Consider the following 19525-nt stretch of genomic DNA (forward strand, 5'->3'; position numbering starts at 1 on the left):
TGTTTGTGATACAAAAATCAAATATTTTAGCTACATATCAAAAAAATGAGGGGTTAAATATTAAAAAGTACTAAAAAATAATTTTATCCCTAATTTTGAAAGGGTATCTTTGTTTAAAATTAAAAATAAGCTGTAAAAATTAATAATATGTCAAGAATTAGATTTAATGCTTTAGAAGAAACATTGCATAGATTGCCTGTTAAAGTGGTTCAAAAAGAAAAAAGATCTACTCTTTTTGGGCAAAATGTCTTTAATAAATATGCTATGCAACAGTATCTTACACGTGCAGCATACGAAAGTGTAATGAGTGCTATAGAACATGGAACTAAAATTGATAGAAAAATAGCAGACCAAGTTGCTGTAAGCATGAAAGATTGGGCTATGGCTAAAGGAGCAACACACTATACGCATTGGTTTCAGCCACTTACAGGTGCTACAGCAGAAAAGCATGATGCTTTTTTTGAATCTATAAACGGTAGTCTAGCAATGGAAAAGTTTGATGGTAAGCAACTAGTTCAGCAAGAGCCAGATGCATCTAGTTTTCCTCATGGAGGAATTAGAAATACATTTGAAGCAAGAGGTTATACCGCTTGGGATCCTACATCTCCGGCGTTTGTTTATGAAACAACACTTTGTATTCCAACTATTTTTGTTGCTTACACAGGAGAAGCTTTAGATAATAAAACACCTTTGTTAAGGTCTTTGCAGGCTCTAGATACACATGCAACTGCGGTTTGTAGGTATTTTGATAAAAATGCGAATAAGGTAAATGCTACATTAGGTTGGGAACAAGAGTTTTTTTTAATTGATGATGCTTTGGCATTATCTAGACCAGATATTCAACTTACAGGAAGAACATTATTGGGCTACATGCCAGCAAAAGGACAGCAATTAGAAGATCATTACTTTGGTACAATTCCTGCCAGAGCTATGAGCTTTATGCAAGAACTAGAGCAAGAATGCATGTTGTTAGGTATTCCTGTAAAAACAAGACATAACGAGGTAGCACCAAATCAATTTGAAGTGGCACCCATTTTTGAGGAAGCTAATTTAGCGGTAGATCATAACTCTTTATTGATGGATGTGATGCAAAAAATATCTCGCAGACATAAATTTAAAGTACTCTTTCATGAAAAACCTTTTAAAGATATTAATGGTTCAGGTAAACATAACAATTGGTCCTTAACGTCAGACAAAGGGACTAATTTGTTAAGTCCAGGAAAAACACCTATGAAAAACCTACAATTCTTAACTTTTTTTGTGAATACCATAAAAGCAGTGCATAATAACGAAGAATTGTTAAGAGCTTCTGTAGCAACTGCAAGTAATAATCATAGATTGGGTACAAACGAAGCACCACCTGCAATTATTTCGGTATTTATTGGTAGTCAATTATCTGCGGTCTTAGATGAGTTAGAAAATGTAACAAAGGGTAAATTATCACCTAAAGAAAAAACAGATTTAAAATTAAATATCATAGGGAAGATACCAGAAATCTTATTAGATAATACAGATAGAAATAGGACTTCGCCATTTGCTTTTACAGGTAATAAGTTCGAATTTAGAGCTGTTGGAGCATCTACAAATTGTGCAATACCCATGACAGTTTTAAATACAATAGTTGCCAAACAATTAAAAGAATTTAAAAAAGAAGTAGATGCTCTTATAGATAAAAAAGGACTAAAAAAGGATGAAGCAGTTTTTAATATTCTAAGAGAATACATTAAAGACTCAAAACCTATACGATTTGAGGGTGATGGTTATGGAGAGGTATGGGAAAAAGAAGCTCAAAAACGTGGTTTAAGTAATAATAAAACCACACCAGGTGCTTTAAAAGTTAAAAGTTCTGAAAAAGTAATTTCACTTTTTGAAGAAATGAAAGTAATGAGCAGAGTAGAGGTTGAAGCTCGTTACGAAATAGATTTAGAATCTTATAGTAATAAAGTAGAAATTGAGTCTAGAGTATTGGTAGATATTGCAAGAAACCATGTGGTGCCAACGACAATCATATATCAAAATACGCTTTTAGAAAATACTAAAAACTTAAAAGAAATTTTTGGAGAGGATTATAAAAAAATTGCCAAAGAACAAATAGAATTGATTATGAATATTTCTAATCACATTACTCAAATTAATGCTTTGGTAATAGCACTAGAAAGAGAAAGACTTAAAGCGGCTAAAAAGACGGGTTTAAAATTAGCAGAACACTATAGTTATCTAATTAAACCTTTTTTCTCTAAAATAAGATTTCATTGCGACCAATTAGAAACTATGGTTGATGATAATTTGTGGCCTTTAACTAAATACAGAGAGTTATTATTTATCAAGTAATTTAAAAACATCCTACTTTACGGTAGGATTTTTTATGTAAAAGACTAAATTTGCAACTCATAATACAATGTAATGAGTCAAGAAGTTTCTAAAAGATACGCTCAAAGAGGAGTATCTGCATCCAAAGAAGATGTACATAATGCAATTAAAAATATAGATAAAGGACTATTCCCAAAAGCATTTTGTAAAATTGTACCAGATTATTTAACTAATGATGAAAATTATAGTTTGATAATGCATGCTGATGGTGCTGGAACAAAGTCTTCTTTAGCATACATGTACTGGAAAGAAACTGGTGATATATCTGTTTGGAAAGGTATTGCACAAGATGCATTAATTATGAATATTGATGATTTATTGTGTGTTGGTGCCACAGATAACATTATGTTATCTTCTACTATTGGTCGTAACAAGAGTAAAATTCCAGGAGAAGTTTTGTCTGCAATTATAAATGGAACGGAAGAACTGATTGAAGATTTAAAAGGTTTTGGCGTAACCATACATTCTACTGGTGGAGAAACAGCAGACGTTGGTGATTTGGTAAGAACAATTATTGTAGATTCTACTGTAACTGCTAGAATGAAACGTGCTGATGTAATTGATAATGCAAATATAAAGGCAGGTGATGTCATTGTAGGCTTAGCATCTTTTGGACAAGCAACTTACGAAACTGAATATAATGGAGGAATGGGGTCTAACGGATTAACTTCTGCAAGACATGATGTTTTTCATAAGTATTTAGCAGAGAAATACCCAGAAAGTTTTGATGCTGAAGTTCCTAAAGAATTGGTGTATTCTGGAAATACAAAATTAACAGATGTCGTTACAAATTCACCAATAGATGCTGGTAAACTGGTATTATCTCCAACCAGAACGTATGCGCCAATTATTAAAGAAATTTTATCGAAATACAATTCAGAAACTGTTCACGGAATGATACATTGTTCTGGTGGTGCACAAACTAAAATTTTACATTTTGTAGACAATTTACATATTGTAAAAGATAATTTATTTCCAATTCCACCTTTGTTTAAATTAATACAAGAACAATCTAAAACTGATTGGAAAGAAATGTATCAAGTATTCAATTGTGGACATAGAATGGAACTATATGTTTCTGCTGATATTGCAGAAGATATTATTGCCATTTCTAGATCGTTTAATGTTGATGCTCAAATTGTGGGAAAAGTAGAGCAGTCCGAAGATAAAAAACTTACTATTAAAAGCGAGTTTGGAGTTTTTGAGTATTAGACAAATTCCGTTTTGTTTATTATAAGTGTAGTTTTTAAGCATTCATTTCTTGTTAAGTAGATGATATCCAATGATTAATTTCAAAACTTCTTGAAATGTTGTTGTTAAGCAGTCTATACGTCAAACAATCATTTTGGAATTCTAAATCTATTTATTACAAGTTATTCGGCCATAAAAAATGTCCTCAATAATTTAGCCAGTTTGCTTGAATTATTCTTCATGCAGTCTAATAAATTGAGTTTTGAGCTAAGTTGTTCTTTAATGTCTGCCAATTATGATTCATTCATAAAAGGTTCTCCAAAGCTCACTCATCTTTAGTTTTAAAAATAGCTGCCAACTCCCATTGTTTATCTTAGAATGATTTTCTACAAAAATAAAGAACTCTTTAAATATTTAAAATATCTTTTATTTTATGCTTTCAAAAATAAAATCAACTTTAAAATCAGGTATAGAAACTTCCGCCTTTAAAAAGTTGTTTTCTTTGTAGTACAAAATTTTTTTAGGAAACTCGTTTTTAGCATTTTCAGCGATAAAAGAAGTATCTGTTTGTGAGGTTATTTTAAACAATGTTATATTTTTATTATTCCCTCTTACAGATAAGAATAATGTGTCGTTAAGGCTAATAATTTTTAAAATCTCTTTAAAAGTGGTGTCTTTATCTTGTAAAGTATATCCTATTCCTGTTAAATCTTCTTTCCAAGTTTCATAAGTTTTGTTTTCTTTTTTTTCATTTATACGTATCCAATTTCCTATTAAAAAATCAATTTTTTTAATTTTTTCAGTATTTCTTGTGCAACAAAACAATACAAATACACAAGATATGATTACAAGTGGTTTTATAAAAAAAAGTTTGGTTGTTCTAAATATAGTTATAAAAATTGTAAATTCGCATTCTTAGAAAAGATAGCAGATGTTAGATAAATTAAGAATTGTAAAGCAGCGTTATGATGAAGTTTCTGATTTAATTATTCAGCCAGAAATTATCATGGATCAGAAACGTTATGCACAATTAAGTAAAGAATATAAAGATTTAGGTGATGTTGTTAAGAAAGGCGATGAGTATGAGTCTTTATTGAATAATATTGAAGAAGCTAAAGAAATCATTTCTGATGGTTCTGATGCAGAAATGGTGGAAATGGCAAAGATGGAGATGGATGAAGCCACCACTAGAATACCTGAGATTGAAGAGGAAATTAAATTTTTATTGATTCCGAAAGATCCAGAAGATTCTAAAAACGCTGTTGTAGAATTGCGTGCTGGTACAGGAGGAGACGAAGCAAGTATTTTTGCTGGAGATTTGTTTAGAATGTATAGCAAATATTGTGAAAGTAAAGGATGGAAAGTATCTACCGTAGATTATTCTGAAGGAACAAACGGAGGGTTTAAAGAAATACAATTTGAAGTTTCTGGTAATGATGTATACGGAACGTTGAAGTTTGAGGCAGGTGTGCATCGTGTACAACGTGTACCGCAAACAGAAACACAAGGTCGTGTTCATACTTCTGCTGCTACATGTATGGTTTTTCCTGAGGCAGAAGAATTTGATGTAGAAATTAACCCAAAAGATGTACGAATAGATTTTTTCTGTTCTTCTGGTCCTGGAGGACAATCTGTAAATACTACGTATTCTGCTGTTCGTTTAACACACATTCCAACAGGATTGGTAGCACAATGTCAAGACCAAAAATCTCAGCACAAAAACAAAGAAAAAGCGTTCAAGGTATTGCGTTCTCGCTTGTATGATTTAGAATTAGCAAAAAAACAAGAAGCAGATGCAGCAAAAAGAGGATCTATGGTAACTTCTGGAGATAGAAGTGCAAAGATTAGAACTTATAATTATCCGCAAGGTCGTGTAACAGACCATAGAATTAATTTAACATTATATGATTTATCTAATATTGTAAACGGAGATATTCAGAAAATTATTGATGAATTAATGCTAGCAGAAAATACAGAAAAATTAAAAGAATTAGGAGACGGAATTTAGTGTCCACAACTAAAATAAAAGACCTCAAAATTTTATGATTTTGAGGTCTTTTTTATTTAGATAATTTTAAAAATGAAAAAGCGATTAAAATTGGGGTTCTAATCGCTTTTGACTTAAGAAAAAAAGTAACTCACTTGCTATATAAAAGTCTTATTTGGGGTATGAGATTACACATCAAAGATAAACCAGATTATAAAGCAAAACAATACCCATTAATGGGGTAATTTTTACTTCACTGAAAACCGTGAGAAAATTCACTGTTTTTGGGTAGACATCAATAATTCTAAGGCATAAAAAAAGCGATTAAAGTTTAGGGGGACCAATTAATCGCTTTCTATGTTAAACAAATATTAAGAAATCTTTAACATGATAATGTTGGGGATAAGATTGCTTATAGTTCAAATATAAGAGAGTATTTTTAATCCCACAATCCCCATTAATGGGGTATTTTTTTGCTCACGGTTTTCAGTGAAGATAATCACTGAAAACCGTGATATTTTGGTTATTTACCAAATAAATGTAATTCGGTAAATTCTTTATCAATTACTATAGAATTCGTTTCATTAGCGTTACTGCTTGATAAATCAATTTCTACATTGTCTATTTGAATTGAAGTGATTTCAAAAGGAAGGTTATGAAAAACAACATTAAACATTTTGTAATTGGCATCAAATTTACCTTGTTTATGTTGTTGAAGTATAAATTCGTTTTTCTTACCAGTTACACTAAATGTGCGTAGGCTGTATCTTCCTTTTTTGTAATCGTATCCATCATGAGCATCGTCAAAAAGTTGCGATTTTTCTTTACCTTTTTTATAGTAAACGTCTAAGGTAATTTCATTAAAATCTTTTTCACCTACATATTGCTGAACAGGGTATTTAGGAATCACAGCACCTTCTTTAATAAATATAGGCATACTGTCTAAATCTGCGTCTACCCAAATTTCTTTTCCCCCTTCTACAACTTCATCATTCCAAAAGTTGTACCATTTACCTCTTGGAATGTACATTCTTCTTCCTTTAGAATTTGGTTCTTGAATAGGGCACACTAAAATGTGTTCACCATAAACAAATTCGTCGCTTCTGTAATGTGTTTGAGAATCTTCTTGGTCAAAAAGAACTAATGATTTTAGAATTGGAGTTCCATTATTAATATGATTCCAAAAAGCAGTGTACAAATAAGGTAATAATTGGTATCTTAATTCTACAAACTTTCTAACAATATTTGTAATTTCTTCTCCAAATACCCAAGGTTCTTGGTCTCCATGATCTCCAGAAGAATGCACTCTACAAAATACATGAAAAACACCCAATTGAATCCAACGTGCAAATAATTCTCCTTGAGGTTGTTCTGCAAATCCACCAATATCACTACCTGCAAAAGAAAAGCCAGACATAGCCATTCTTTGCGCTTGGTTATTTGCTACTGCTAAATGCTCCCAAGTAGCAACATTATCTCCAAACCAAGTAGAGGTATAACGTTGTGTACCAGAATAAGCCGCTCTTGTAATTACAAAAGGACGTTTTGGATAAGAATATTTTTTTAAACCATGATAAGTTGCACGTGCCATTTGCATACCATAAACATTGTGCGCTTTTCTATGAGAACAAGGGTTGTCATCATAATCATGACGAACATCATCAGGAAAAGATTTGTTAGGAACATCCATTACAGCAGGTTCATTCATGTCATTCCAAACCCCTTTAACTCCAATTTCTTCTATTAATTCTTGAAATAAACCAGACCACCATTCTCTAACTTCTGGTCTTGTGTAATCTGGAAAATAACATTCTCCAGGCCAAACTTTACCTTTCATATAAGGGCCATCTGCTCTTTTACAGAAGTAATCTTTATCTAGAGCTTCTTTAAAAACATCATATTCTAAATCAATTTTTATTCCTGGGTCAATAATAACTACCGTTTTAAAACCGTCATCTTCTAATTCTTTGACCATGCGTTTAGGGTCTGGAAAATAATTTTTATCCCAAGTAAAACATCTAAAACCATCCATGTAATCAATATCTAAGTAGATTGCATCACAAGGAATTTGTAAATCTCTAAATGTTTTGGTTACCTCTTTTACATTGCTTTCTGGATAGTAACTCCATTTACATTGATGAAAGCCTAATGCCCATAATGGAGGTAAAGCATGAGGTTTACCTGTTAAATCTGTATAATTGGCAACAACATCAGACATTTGTGGTCCATAGATAAAATAATAATTCATCTCACCACCAGACGCCCAAAAACTGGTTACATTTCTTCTTTCTTGAGCAAAGTCAAAGTGCGTCTTAAAGGTGTTGTCAAAGAAAATACCATATGATTTATTGTTGTGTATAGAAGTGTAAAAAGGAATTGCCTTATATATTGGATCCGTATTTTTACCAAATGCATACGAGTCTGTTACCCAATTTTCAAAACGCTTTCCTTTTAAATTTACGTCTACTGGTTTGTCACCTAAACCATAATAACTTTCTGCTTTTTGAGAAATTTTACTCATTTTGACAATGTCTCCTCCGTATTGATAACTTTCTTCCCAATGAAAACCTATTTCGTCTTGATTGATTAGGACATTGTCTTTTGCGTCATATAAACTAACCTGTAAGCTTGCTTTTTCAACCTTACAAATTAATTTTGAGGTAGTTACGATATATTCTGTTTCTTTCTCTTCAACTTCCAAAAAATTATATCCTCTAGATGCGTGTATCGTTATTCCGTAAGAGAAGTCGTTTTCAAATTTTCCTGTGGTAGAGTATCTAAATCTTAAAACACTATCTCTTACAACAGTAAGTTGTAATACAACATTATTTTTTGTAGTAAAATATAAGGTGTCAACGTCTTTTTTATAGTTGATGATTTCTGAAGGAAATAGATTTCCTTTTTGTTCTAATTCTGTATTAACAATCATTATTTCGGTTGTTTATATGACTTGTATATAATGTAAAATAGATCTTAAAAATCATTTATTTTAAATTCTATACATTTAAATACATGTCTAGATTAATTACAAAAATATTGCTTATTTATTTAAAAATAAGCAGATTGAGAATTGTTTTGAAAGAATTTTTAATGTCTTAAAATAGGTAACGTTTTTTAAGAAGTATAAAAAAATATACCTCCTTTATTGTTATTTTGATAGTCAAATTAATAAAAGAGGTATTTGGTTGATTTATTTGTATTTAAAGGCTACCATTGCTAATGGGGGTAAATCTATTTCTATTGAATTAATTCTTCCATTCCATTCTTTGGCTTCTGTAATTACATTGGTGTTTTTATAGTTACCTGTTCCGTTGTATTCTTTACAATCACTATTAAAAATTTCTTGTAATGTTCCAGGTTTTGGAAAACCTACCCTATAGTTTTCTCTAGGCACAGGTGTTAAATTTAAAATTACAATGACATTTTGAGTTTCTTTTTCACCTTTTCTAATGTAAGAAAGCACTGAGTTTTCATGATCGCCGTGGTCTATCCACTCAAATCCTTCAGGAGAAAATTGTTTTTGATGTAAAGCAGGCTCTTTTTTGTATAATTTATTTAAATCTTTTACCAGGTTTTGTGCTCCTTTATGAACATCATATTGTAATAAATGCCAATCTAAACTGCCTTGAAAATTCCATTCTTTAGTTTGTCCAAATTCACCTCCTTGAAACAATAATTTGGCTCCAGGGTGTGTATACATAAAGCTGTATAACATTCTTAAGTTTCCAAACTTTTGCCATTCATCACCAGGCATTTTATCTACAATTGCTTTTTTACCATAAACTACTTCATCATGAGAAAGTGGTAGCATAAAGTTTTCAGTAAAGGCATAATTGAGACTAAACGTTAAGTCGTTTTGATGGTGTTTTCTATAAATAGGTTCTTTAGCAAAATATTCTAAAGCATCATGCATCCATCCCATCATCCATTTCATACCAAAACCTAATCCGCCAGAATATATAGGTCTAGAAACTTGCGGAAAAGAGGTAGATTCTTCTGCAATTGTTTGTGTATCTGGGTAGTTTTCATAAACAGCAGCATTCATTTCTTTTATAAAACGCATGGCATCTAAATTTTCTCTTCCTCCAAATTCGTTTGGCTCCCATTGTCCTTCTTTTCTAGAGTAATCTAAAAACAGCATAGAGGCAACAGCATCTACACGTAAACCATCTGCATGGTATTTGTCTAACCAAAATAGTGCATTACTAATTAAAAAAGATTTGATTTCATTTCTACCGTAATTAAAAATTAAACTTTTCCAATCTTGGTGGTATCCTTTTCTTCTATCTGGGTGTTCATAGAGGTGAGATCCATCAAAGAAACCTAAACCATGATCATCAGAAGGAAAATGAGAAGGAACCCAATCTAGCAAGACTCCGATACCTTTTTCATGAAATTTATCTACTAAATATTTGAACTCATCAGGGTAACCAAAACGCGAGGTAGGTGCAAAATATCCTGTTAATTGATAACCCCAACTAGGGTCATAAGGATACTCCATAATTGGCATAAACTCTACATGTGTAAAATTCATTTCATTAACATAATTAACCAATTCATTAGCCAGTTCTCTGTAGCTTAGAAATCTATTTTCTTCTACTTGTTTTTTCCAAGAACCTAAGTGAACTTCATAAACAGAAAAAGGTGCATCTAAGGCATTGTTCTTTTTTCTGTTTTTCATCCATTTTTTATCCTGCCATTCGTAATCATCTTCCCAAACTTCAGAAGCTGTTTTGGGTGGATGCTCGCATCTTCTAGCAAAAGGATCTGCTTTTTCTGTAATAACGTCGTTATTGTTACTTTGAATTTTATATTTGTAAATGGCACCTTTTGCAACTCCAGGAATAAAACCTTCCCAGATTCCACTTCCATCCCAACGTACGTTTAATTGATGTTCTCCTGCTAGCCAAAAATTAAAATCACCAATAACAGAAACCATTTTAGCTGTTGGTGCCCAAACCGCAAAATAAGTTCCTTTTTCACCATCTAATGTGGTTATATGAGATCCAAATTTTTCATAAAGGCGATAGTGTTTTCCTGCCTGAAAAAGGTTAATATCAAATTCTGTAAAAAGACTATGTACTTTTGTATATGCCATACTGTATTTGTTATAAATGTTTATGAGTAAAACTTAAAACATACGTATTTTATTTGTAGATTTTAAAAATATGAAAAGGTAGTGATGCGTCCAGCTGTACATAATTCCATTCATTATACCAATTATAGCTGTTTTTTGTAATCAAATCTACGACTTCTACTTTATGTCCATGATGAATACCTAAATCATTTAAAGGTAGTTGTACAGAGCCTGTTTGAGAATTCCAAGCATCTAAACTTATTACAGTTAAGGTTTCGTTAGATTTATTATCATTCCATTTGTAAAAAGCTAAAAGTTGATCATTTCCTGTCTCTAAAAACTTGATATTATTGGTTTGTTGGTAACTCTCGTTTTCTTTTCTAATATGGTTGATCTTAGAAATTAAAGTAGTTACTTTATTCTCTTTAAACCAATCATAATGGCAAAGTTGAAATTTTTCAGACATATAATACTCCTCTTTCCCATGAATAGGTTCACTAATCATTTGTTCAAAAACAGGTCCATAAATACCAATGTTAGAACAAAGAGTTGCAGCTAAAGCATAGCGTTGTAGGTATTTACTTTCTGGAGCATCTTGTAAATGAAAAGGATTAATATCTGGAGTATTTGGCCAAAAATTTGGCCTCATGTATTCTTTCTGTTCTGTTTGAGTTAAATTGTTCATATATTCAATCAACTCGTGTTTAGAATCTCTCCATGTAAAATAGGTGTAAGATTGAGTATAACCTTGTTTAGCCAATTGTGCCATAACTTTTGGTCTGGTAAAAGCTTCTGCTAAAAATAGAACATCAGGATGTTGTTTTTTTACTTCACCAATAAGCCAACCCCAAAAGTAATAAGGTTTTGTATGCGGATTATCCACTCTAAAAATATTGATTCCGCAATCTATCCAATACAATAAAGTATCTAAACATTCTTGCCAAAGATTTTTATAATCTTTGTTTTCCCAATAAATTGGAAGAATGTCTTGGTATTTTTTTGGCGGATTTTCTGCATATTGAACAGTACCATCTGGTCTCCATTTAAACCAATCTGGATGTTGTGTAACCCAAGGATGATCTGGTGCTGCTTGTAAAGCGTAATCCATTGCTATTTCTATACCTTGTTTTTTAGCTTCTACAATAAGGTGTTTAAAGTCTTCTATATTTCCAAGTTCTAGATGAATATCTTTATGACCACCGTATTTAGAACCAATACCCCAAGCAGATCCAACATCACCGTTTTGTGCTGTGGTTGTGTTGTTTTTTCCCTTTCTGTTTACTTCACCAATAGGATGAATAGGTGGAAAGTATAAGATATCAAAACCCATAGTAGCAATTCTAGATAGTAGTCGATGGCAATCATTAAAAGTACCGTGTTTGCCTTTTTCTTCTGATGATGATCTTGGAAAAAATTCATACCAAGTAGAAAATCTTGCTTTTTTTCTATCAACATAAACCTGATATTCTTCTGAAGTTGAAGTGTTAATTTTTTCAGGATATTTGATAAAAATATTTTTTAGTTTTTCAGAAACAGCTTCTTTAATAGCTTCGTTGTATGTCTCAGGATTCTTAAAAATATAGATTAGATGTAATAAATAGTCTTTTTCTTTTTCAGAAACTCTTTTTACTATTTTCTCTAAAAGTTCTGCGCCTTCTAATAGTTCAGAATTTACGTGTTGATAGTCGTCAATTTTGCGCCCTATACCATGTTGCCAATTTAGAGCGTAGTCTACCCAACCTTCTACTTTATATGAATAGAAACCTTGTTTTGTAGTTTGAAAGATGGCAACATACTCATCATTAAAAGTTGGATTCATTCTAAGTTCTGTCCAACTGTTATCATTTTCTTGTTTAAAATGAAGGGAAGCTTGAAGTACATCATGTCCATCTATTAAAACGTCTGCTGTTACATTTACAATTTCATCTACAACTCTCTTAATATATACTTTTCCACAATTAAGTTGAGGAGTTACATTTTCTACTACTATTCTACTTTGATTTAGCATTAGTTTGATTCGTTTTTTTGAAAATAAAACAAAAGGGTTTTAACCTATAATAGTTCCTTTAGCTATAGTTGCTTCTTTTTTAATAACAACAATACCTTCTTTAACCATATATGTGTCTGTTTCAATATCTTTTATATGTGGCCCGCCATTAATTCTTACATCATCACCAATTCTACAGTTTTTATCAATGATACAGTTATGAATATAGCATCTATCTCCAATTCCCATCATAATTTCAATATTATTTTCCTCCACTTGTTCTAAGGTTTCATAAAAATCGTTACCCATCATGTAAGTATTAGAAATTAATGAGTTTTTACCAATTCTAGAACGAATACCAATAACCGATCTTTCTATTTTTTCAGCATTTATCAAACAACCATCTCCAATGACAGTTTTGTCTAAAATAGTACCAGATATTTTAGAGGTTGGTAATATTCTTGCTCTTGTGTAGATACCTTTAGCGCTATACAAATCAAAACTAGGTATATCGTCTGTTAAACCAATATTAGCTTCAAAAAAAGAATCAATATTACCAATGTCTTCCCAGTATCCTTCGTATTGAAAACTTAAAGTCTTGTGATTTTCTATAGCTTGTGGTATGATTTCTTTTCCAAAGTCATTGGTGTCTGGATTATCCATCAATTTTTTAAGTAAATCTCTATTAAAGATATATATTCCCATTGAAGCTAGGTAATCTCTACCTTGGGCTTTCATTTCTTCACCAACATCAGAAGTCCAATTTGGCAATAATTCTGCTGCTGGTTTTTCTATAAAAGAAGTAATGATATTGTCATCATTTGTTTTTAGTATACCAAATGAAGTTGCATCTTTTGCGGTAACTGGATATGTTGCAATAGATATTTCGGCACCACTATCTTCATGTTTTTGGATCATATCATTAAAATCCATCTGGTATAATTGGTCTCCAGAAAGAATCAAAGCATATTCAAAATCATTTTGTAAAAAATGATGCATACTTTGTCTTACAGCATCTGCTGTTCCTTGAAACCATTTGTCGCTCTGTATAGTTTGTTCTGCAGCCAATACATCAACAAAAGCAGAACTAAAAAAACTAAAATGATATGTATTAGTAATGTGTTTATTTAAAGAAGCAGAATTAAACTGCGTTAATACGTACATCCTTTTAATATCAGAATTGATACAATTGGAAATAGGAATATCTACCAACCTATACTTACCAGCTATGGGAACAGCTGGTTTAGATCTGTCTTTTGTTAATGGATATAATCTTGACCCTTGGCCACCTCCTAAGATAATTCCAAGTACTTTATTGTTAATCATTTAGTTATTGTTTTAAGGATTTATATAGTTCTTCTACTTGTTTTGCGATTGAAATCCAGTCGAAATACTCTTCTACCCTTTTTCTCCCTTTGGCAGCCATTGTATTTCTTAGTGTGGGGTTTTCTATAATTTTATTGATTCCGTTTGCTAAATCTTTAGCAAATTTATCGGGGTTTATTGGTTCAAAAGGAGCTTCGTTTTGCTGTTCTACAGGAACTAAAATACCTGTTTCTCCATCTACAACTACTTCTTTAATTCCGCCAACAGCACTTGCAACAACAGCAGTGTTACAGGCCATAGCTTCTATATTTATAATGCCAAAAGGCTCATATATAGATGGACAACAGAAAACATCTGCATGAGAATACAGTTGAATGACTTCTTCTTTTGTAACCATTTTATCTATCCAGATTACATTTTCACGTGTTTTTTTAACTTCATTAACTGCGTTTTCCATTTCTATACCAATTTCTTTCGTATCTGGGGCACCAGCACATAGTACAATTTGCGTATCTGGGTTTATATATTTAATGGCGTTTACCAAATGTATAATTCCTTTTTGTCTGGTAATTCGTCCAACAAAAAGTACATAAGGCTTATGTTTATTAATTTTATATTCTTCTAGAGTAGATGTTTCTGATGTAGTTATATATTGTTGTAAATTTATTCCGTTATAAATAACTTTAACTTTATTTTCATCTACATTAAAGTGTTTTAAAACATCTTCTTTTGTTTCTTTTGATACAGCAATAAGAGCGTCAGCCATTTCAATTGCTGTTTTTTCTACCCAAGAAGAGGCATCGTAACCACGCCCCAGTTGTTCTCTTTTCCAAGGGCGCAAAGGTTCTAATGAATGTGTAGTGATTACTAAAGGAATACCGTAGCATAATTTAGCTACAATACCTGCAAAGTGTGCGTACCACGTGTGGCAGTGCACTACATCTGCATCTATTTTTTCAGCATTCATATGAAGTGCTGTACTTAAGGTTTTAAAAACAGCTTTTAGTTTATCATCAGATTCATCAAAAATAGGATTATCATATGGGAAACCTTTTACAGAAAGATTTTTGGTGTCGTCATCTTGATCTCCAAAACATCTAACATCAACATCCATAAGTTTAGATAATTCAGATGCTAGGTACTCTACATGCACACCTGCTCCTCCATATACATACGGTGGAAATTCTCTTGTAAAGAAAAGGGCTTTCATAAATTTTACGAAGTTAAATTAAGTTGGTTTTTTGATATGTTTTAAAATTTTAATATACAAAAACACCTCTAAATCAGCAAAACAAATGATAAGGTTTTTTTTAAAAAGCTTTATTGAAGTTTTGATAATAATACGTTTGTATTTTTCTAAAACACTGAATTTTTTTCATGCTTTTTTAAAATGCATAGCAAATACTGCAATAAATAGTAGGGTTATTTAAACATTTCTTTGTTTGTTGATTTCGTCTTGAAGTTGTCTTCTTAGCTTTTGTTCTCTTTCTAGAGATTTTTTTCTATGTATGTTAAACTCTTCTTCAACATCACTCAAATTGTTTTGAGCTTCTTTTGTTAAAATATTACTTCTAAAAAATTTAAATATAAAATAGACTAAACCAATTAATAGTATTATAATTATTGACCATAGAATTAAATTATAAGAAGTTTTTTTCAAAGGCATACCAAATAGTAGAATAGAATCTTCTTTCAGTAGCGCTTCGTCTCTTTCTAACTTTATTTTGTTTAGTTGGTTTTGAAGTGTTTTGGTTTTTTGCGTTTCATTAATGTATAGAGACTCTTTGTTTGAAATGATGTCTTTATGATTTTTAATAGAATCTAAAACATTAAGTTTTAATTTTTGAAAACGTTCTTTACTAATAACTTTATATTCTTGGTATGAGGTAGAGGTTCTGTAAATATTATCAAATTGATCATGTAAAGAATTAAATTTTTTGAGATCTTCTTGAGCAAAAGAACTATATGATACAGTTAAAAATATAAGGATAAGGTAAGTTTTCATTTTTTCTTTTTTTGAGAATATAAATGTATAAAAAAAACCCAAACAAAAGTTTGGGTTTTTTAATATAAGCAAGTATAATTATTTATTTTATTTTCTCTACAACTGCCTTAAAAGCTTCTGGGTTATTTACAGCTAAATCTGCTAAAACCTTACGGTTTAGTTCGATGCTATTAGCTTTGACTTTTCCCATAAACTGAGAGTAAGACATTCCGTGTAAACGTGCTGCTGCGTTAATACGCGTTATCCACAAAGAACGGAAGTTTCTCTTATTGTTTTTACGGTCTCTGTATGCATAAAGCATTCCTTTTTCAACCGCATTTTTTGCTACTGTGTAAACGTTTTTTCTACGTCCAAAGTAACCTTTTGCTGCCTTCAAGATTTTTTTTCTTCTGTTTCTTGAAGCTACTGAATTTACTGATCTTGGCATAATTCAAATTGTTTTTTGTAGTAGGCGATTCTGTTAAGAATACTTTTGATTTTGCCTAACTCCATGGTTAATAATTAAATTCCCTTATTAAACTTATTTTAAGTTTAATTGTTGCTTAATGTTAGCTTCATCAGACTTGTGTACTAAAGTATCATGAGTTAACTTTAACTTACGTTTTTTAGACTTCTTTGTTAAAATATGACTTTTAAACGCGTGCTTTCTTTTTAGTTTACCAGAACCAGTAACTTTAAATCGTTTCTTAGCGCTGGATTTTGTTTTCATTTTAGGCATCTCTCCTTCGTTTTAACTACTTGCTTATGTATTATTAATTTGATGTATTTTAGCAAAATACGCTAAACTTATCAGCTATTATTTTGTCTTTTTGGGAGCAATAAACATAATCATACGCTTACCTTCCAATTTCGGAAGTTGCTCTACTTTACCATATTCTTCTAGTTCTTGGGCTAGTTTTAATAGCAAAATTTGTCCTTGTTCTTTAAAGATTATAGAACGTCCTTTAAAAAATACAAATGCTTTTAATTTAGCACCATCTTGTAAGAACTTAATCGCATGTTTCTTTTTAAATTCATAATCATGCTCATCTGTTTGAGGTCCAAAACGAATTTCCTTAATCGTCACTTTAGTGGCTTTTGATTTTAAGGCTTTTTCACGTTTTTTCTGCTCATACAAGAATTTCTTGTAATCAATAATTTTACAAACAGGAGGTTTTGCTTTTGGAGATATTTCTACCAAATCTAGCTCTTGTTCTTTGGCCATTTCTTTAGCTTTCGCTAAAGGGTATACACCAACTTCTACGTTATCACCAACTACACGAACTTCATCAACATACTTTATTTTGTCGTTAATTCTGTGTTGGTCTTCTTTGATTACTCTTAGTGGTCTTCTAGACCTGCTTCTTCTAATTGCTATGACTTATAGATTTAAATTTAACTTATAACTGATGAACAGTTTCTTATTTAATATTCATTTAAGAAATTCAAATTTATTAAAATTTCTTCAATGTTTTGCTTTCTTCCTGTTTTATTAGTGAGGTAAATTCTTCAATGGTAAATGTTCCAATGTCTCCCTCACCGTGTTTTCTAACAGAAACGGTTCCTTCTTCTTCCTCTTTTTCACCTACAATTACCATAAAAGGTATTTTGCTAACTTCTGCGTCACGTATTTTACGACCCGTTTTTTCACTTCTATTATCTACGAGGGCGCGAATTTCGGAATTTTCTAACGATTCTAAAACTTTTTGGGTATATTTTTGATATTTCTCACTGATTGGCAGTATAATAACTTGATCAGGAGTCAGCCAAAGAGGAAAATTTCCTCCCGTATGTTCTAGTAAAACCGCTATAAAGCGTTCCATAGAACCAAATGGTGCTCTATGTATCATTACAGGTCTATGCAATCCGTTGTCAGCTCCTTTATAAGTTAGGTCAAAACGTTTTGGTAAATTATAATCCACTTGAATGGTGCCTAATTGCCAACTTCTTCCTAAAGCATCCTTAACCATAAAGTCTAGCTTTGGACCGTAAAAAGCAGCTTCACCTTCTTCAATTACAAAATCTAAACCTTTGTCTTTTGCTGCAGAAATAATAGCATTCTCAGCAATTTCCCATGTTGCTACGTCACCTATATATTTATCTAAATTCTGCATGTCTCTAATAGAAACCTGAGCAGTAAAATCTTCAAAACCTAAAGAACCAAACACATAAAGAACCAAATCAATAACTTCTTTAAATTCTTGATCCAATTGTTCTGGAGTACAAAAGATATGTGCGTCGTCTTGAGTAAAACCTCTTACACGTGTCAATCCATGCAATTCACCACTTTGTTCATACCTATATACAGTGCCAAATTCAGCAAAACGTTTGGGCAAATCTTTATAAGAGTATGGCTTAAAATTATAAACTTCACAATGATGAGGACAATTCATAGGTTTTAATAAAAACTCTTCATCCATTTTCGGAGTTTTTATGGCTTGAAAGCTGTCTTCTCCATACTTTTCATAATGACCAGAAGTAACATACAATTCTTTTTGACCAATATGAGGCGTCATTACCATTTCGTAACCAGCTTTCTTTTGAGCAACCTTTAAAAAGTTTTCAAGCCTAGAGCGTAAGGCAGCTCCTTTAGGAAGCCATAAAGGTAAACCTTGCCCCACCTTTTGTGAAAAAGTAAACAATTCTAGTTCTTTACCTAGTTTTCTATGGTCACGTTTTTTAGCCTCTTCTAAAAGAGCTAAATATTCCGTAAGTAACTTCTGTTTAGGAAAAGAAATTCCATAAATACGAGTTAACTGATTGTTCTTTTCATCACCTCTCCAATAAGCACCAGCGACATTCATTATTTTTACGGCTTTTATTAAACCCGTGTTAGGTATGTGTCCTCCTCTGCATAAATCTGTAAAATTACTATGGTCACAAAAAGTAATGTCACCGTCAGTTAAATTTTCAATCAATTCAACTTTATAAGGGTTGTTTTCTTTTTTGTACAAAGCCAAAGCTTCGGCTTTAGACACTTCACGCATTTTAAATTCGTGTTTACCTCGTGCAATTTCTAAGAACTTTTTCTCAATATCAGCAAAATCTTTCTCAGAAATAGTTTCTTCACCTAGATCTAAGTCGTAATAAAAACCATTATCAATAGCAGGTCCTATTGTTAATTTTGCATTGGGGTGAAAACTTAATATCGCTTCAGCCAATACGTGAGCAGAACTATGCCAAAATGCTTTTTTACCGCCTGCATCATTAAATGTATACAAAACTAGAGATCCATCTTTAGTAAGTGGGGTAGTGGTTTCAATTGTTACTCCATTATAGTTTGCAGAAATAACGTTCCTTGCCAATCCTTCGCTAATGCTTCTTGCAACGTCCATAGGAGTACTATTTACAGTAAACTCCTTAACACTTCCGTCAGGTAAAGTAATTTTAATCATTTAATGTCTAATATTTTGATGCGCAAAGATATTAGAAAACAATATTTCATACAATATATATAGATACTTATTAATCTGAAGTTTTTTTTCACAATGTTGTTTTCTTTTTTTACGTTTAATTAATATTTTGTGTTAGCATTAATTAAGTGTTAGGGTGTTTTTTAGTGTGTTAAGAAAAAAAAGGTGGGGCTTTCGGCACATGTTTTTA

14 protein-coding genes are annotated in these 19525 nt (G+C 31.6%); 3 read left to right on the forward strand and 11 right to left on the reverse strand.

The annotated features are described in order from the left end of the window. Positions 1-147: 147 nt before the first annotated feature. A complete protein-coding gene (locus tag DUT90_RS04035) occupies positions 148-2331 on the forward strand; it encodes a glutamine synthetase III (RefSeq protein WP_114425595.1) in 2184 nt (727 codons plus the stop codon). Between the two features lie 72 nt (positions 2332-2403). Further along, on the forward strand, positions 2404-3582 hold the full coding sequence (locus DUT90_RS04040; RefSeq protein WP_114425597.1) for an AIR synthase related protein: 1179 nt from the start codon (positions 2404-2406) through the stop codon (positions 3580-3582). A gap of 405 nt (positions 3583-3987) precedes the next feature. On the opposite strand, the gene DUT90_RS04045 is transcribed toward DUT90_RS04040, so the two are convergent. Then, positions 3988-4386 (reverse strand): hypothetical protein, encoded by a 399-nt coding sequence (locus tag DUT90_RS04045; protein WP_114425599.1) that lies wholly within the window; start codon positions 4384-4386, stop codon positions 3988-3990. A gap of 106 nt (positions 4387-4492) precedes the next feature. Between DUT90_RS04045 and prfA the strand changes: the two genes are divergently transcribed. Beyond that, on the forward strand, positions 4493-5569 hold the full coding sequence (gene prfA / locus DUT90_RS04050) for a peptide chain release factor 1 (RefSeq protein ID WP_114425601.1): 1077 nt from the start codon (positions 4493-4495) through the stop codon (positions 5567-5569). Between the two features lie 502 nt (positions 5570-6071). On the opposite strand, the gene DUT90_RS04055 is transcribed toward prfA, so the two are convergent. From DUT90_RS04055 to thrS, 10 genes are all read right to left on the reverse strand, one after another. Beyond that, positions 6072-8477, reverse strand: coding sequence for a glycoside hydrolase family 31 protein (locus DUT90_RS04055; protein ID WP_114425603.1), 2406 nt, complete (start codon positions 8475-8477; stop codon positions 6072-6074). Between the two features lie 261 nt (positions 8478-8738). Further along, entirely contained in the window at positions 8739-10646 is a 1908-nt protein-coding gene (glgB, locus tag DUT90_RS04060) for a 1,4-alpha-glucan branching protein GlgB (protein WP_114425605.1), read from the reverse strand. 49 nt (positions 10647-10695) lie between these two features. Continuing rightward, entirely contained in the window at positions 10696-12633 is a 1938-nt protein-coding gene (locus DUT90_RS04065; RefSeq protein ID WP_114425607.1) for an alpha-1,4-glucan--maltose-1-phosphate maltosyltransferase, read from the reverse strand. 39 nt (positions 12634-12672) lie between these two features. Beyond that, complete coding sequence (locus DUT90_RS04070; RefSeq protein ID WP_114425609.1) at positions 12673-13938, reverse strand: glucose-1-phosphate adenylyltransferase; 1266 nt, start codon at positions 13936-13938, stop codon at positions 12673-12675. Positions 13939-13942: 4 nt separating this feature from the next. Beyond that, positions 13943-15148: a glycogen synthase gene (gene glgA / locus DUT90_RS04075; protein ID WP_114425611.1), complete on the reverse strand. Its 1206-nt coding sequence runs from the start codon at positions 15146-15148 to the stop codon at positions 13943-13945. A gap of 216 nt (positions 15149-15364) precedes the next feature. After that, a complete protein-coding gene (locus tag DUT90_RS04085; protein ID WP_114425662.1) occupies positions 15365-15943 on the reverse strand; it encodes a hypothetical protein in 579 nt (192 codons plus the stop codon). Positions 15944-16025: 82 nt separating this feature from the next. Further along, positions 16026-16370, reverse strand: a complete 345-nt coding sequence (gene rplT / locus DUT90_RS04090; protein ID WP_114425615.1) for a 50S ribosomal protein L20 — start codon at positions 16368-16370, stop codon at positions 16026-16028. 93 nt (positions 16371-16463) lie between these two features. Continuing rightward, positions 16464-16661, reverse strand: coding sequence for a 50S ribosomal protein L35 (gene rpmI, locus DUT90_RS04095; protein WP_109406025.1), 198 nt, complete (start codon positions 16659-16661; stop codon positions 16464-16466). A 78-nt stretch (positions 16662-16739) separates the two neighbouring features. Then, the gene (gene infC / locus DUT90_RS04100; protein ID WP_258848497.1) at positions 16740-17258 is read right to left on the reverse strand and encodes a translation initiation factor IF-3; all 519 of its coding nucleotides are present in this window, start codon (positions 17256-17258) and stop codon (positions 16740-16742) included. A 118-nt stretch (positions 17259-17376) separates the two neighbouring features. Continuing rightward, a complete protein-coding gene (thrS, locus tag DUT90_RS04105) occupies positions 17377-19317 on the reverse strand; it encodes a threonine--tRNA ligase (protein WP_114425619.1) in 1941 nt (646 codons plus the stop codon). Between the last annotated feature and the right edge of the window lie 208 nt (positions 19318-19525).

The sequence above is a fragment of the Polaribacter sp. WD7 genome, assembly GCF_003335085.1.
Classification (GTDB): Bacteria; Bacteroidota; Bacteroidia; order Flavobacteriales; family Flavobacteriaceae; genus Polaribacter.

Coding starts and splice junctions, on each gene's coding strand:
- DUT90_RS04035 (WP_114425595.1), top strand. CDS start 148: ATGTCAAGAATTAGATTTAATGCTTTAGAAGAAACATTGCATAGATTG.
- DUT90_RS04040 (WP_114425597.1), top strand. CDS start 2,404: ATGAGTCAAGAAGTTTCTAAAAGATACGCTCAAAGAGGAGTATCTGCA.
- prfA (WP_114425601.1), top strand. CDS start 4,493: ATGTTAGATAAATTAAGAATTGTAAAGCAGCGTTATGATGAAGTTTCT.
- DUT90_RS04055 (WP_114425603.1), bottom strand. CDS start 8,477: ATGATTGTTAATACAGAATTAGAACAAAAAGGAAATCTATTTCCTTCA.
- glgB (WP_114425605.1), bottom strand. CDS start 10,646: ATGGCATATACAAAAGTACATAGTCTTTTTACAGAATTTGATATTAAC.
- DUT90_RS04065 (WP_114425607.1), bottom strand. CDS start 12,633: ATGCTAAATCAAAGTAGAATAGTAGTAGAAAATGTAACTCCTCAACTT.
- DUT90_RS04070 (WP_114425609.1), bottom strand. CDS start 13,938: ATGATTAACAATAAAGTACTTGGAATTATCTTAGGAGGTGGCCAAGGG.
- glgA (WP_114425611.1), bottom strand. CDS start 15,148: ATGAAAGCCCTTTTCTTTACAAGAGAATTTCCACCGTATGTATATGGA.
- DUT90_RS04085 (WP_114425662.1), bottom strand. CDS start 15,943: ATGAAAACTTACCTTATCCTTATATTTTTAACTGTATCATATAGTTCT.
- rplT (WP_114425615.1), bottom strand. CDS start 16,370: ATGCCAAGATCAGTAAATTCAGTAGCTTCAAGAAACAGAAGAAAAAAA.
- rpmI (WP_109406025.1), bottom strand. CDS start 16,661: ATGCCTAAAATGAAAACAAAATCCAGCGCTAAGAAACGATTTAAAGTT.
- thrS (WP_114425619.1), bottom strand. CDS start 19,317: ATGATTAAAATTACTTTACCTGACGGAAGTGTTAAGGAGTTTACTGTA.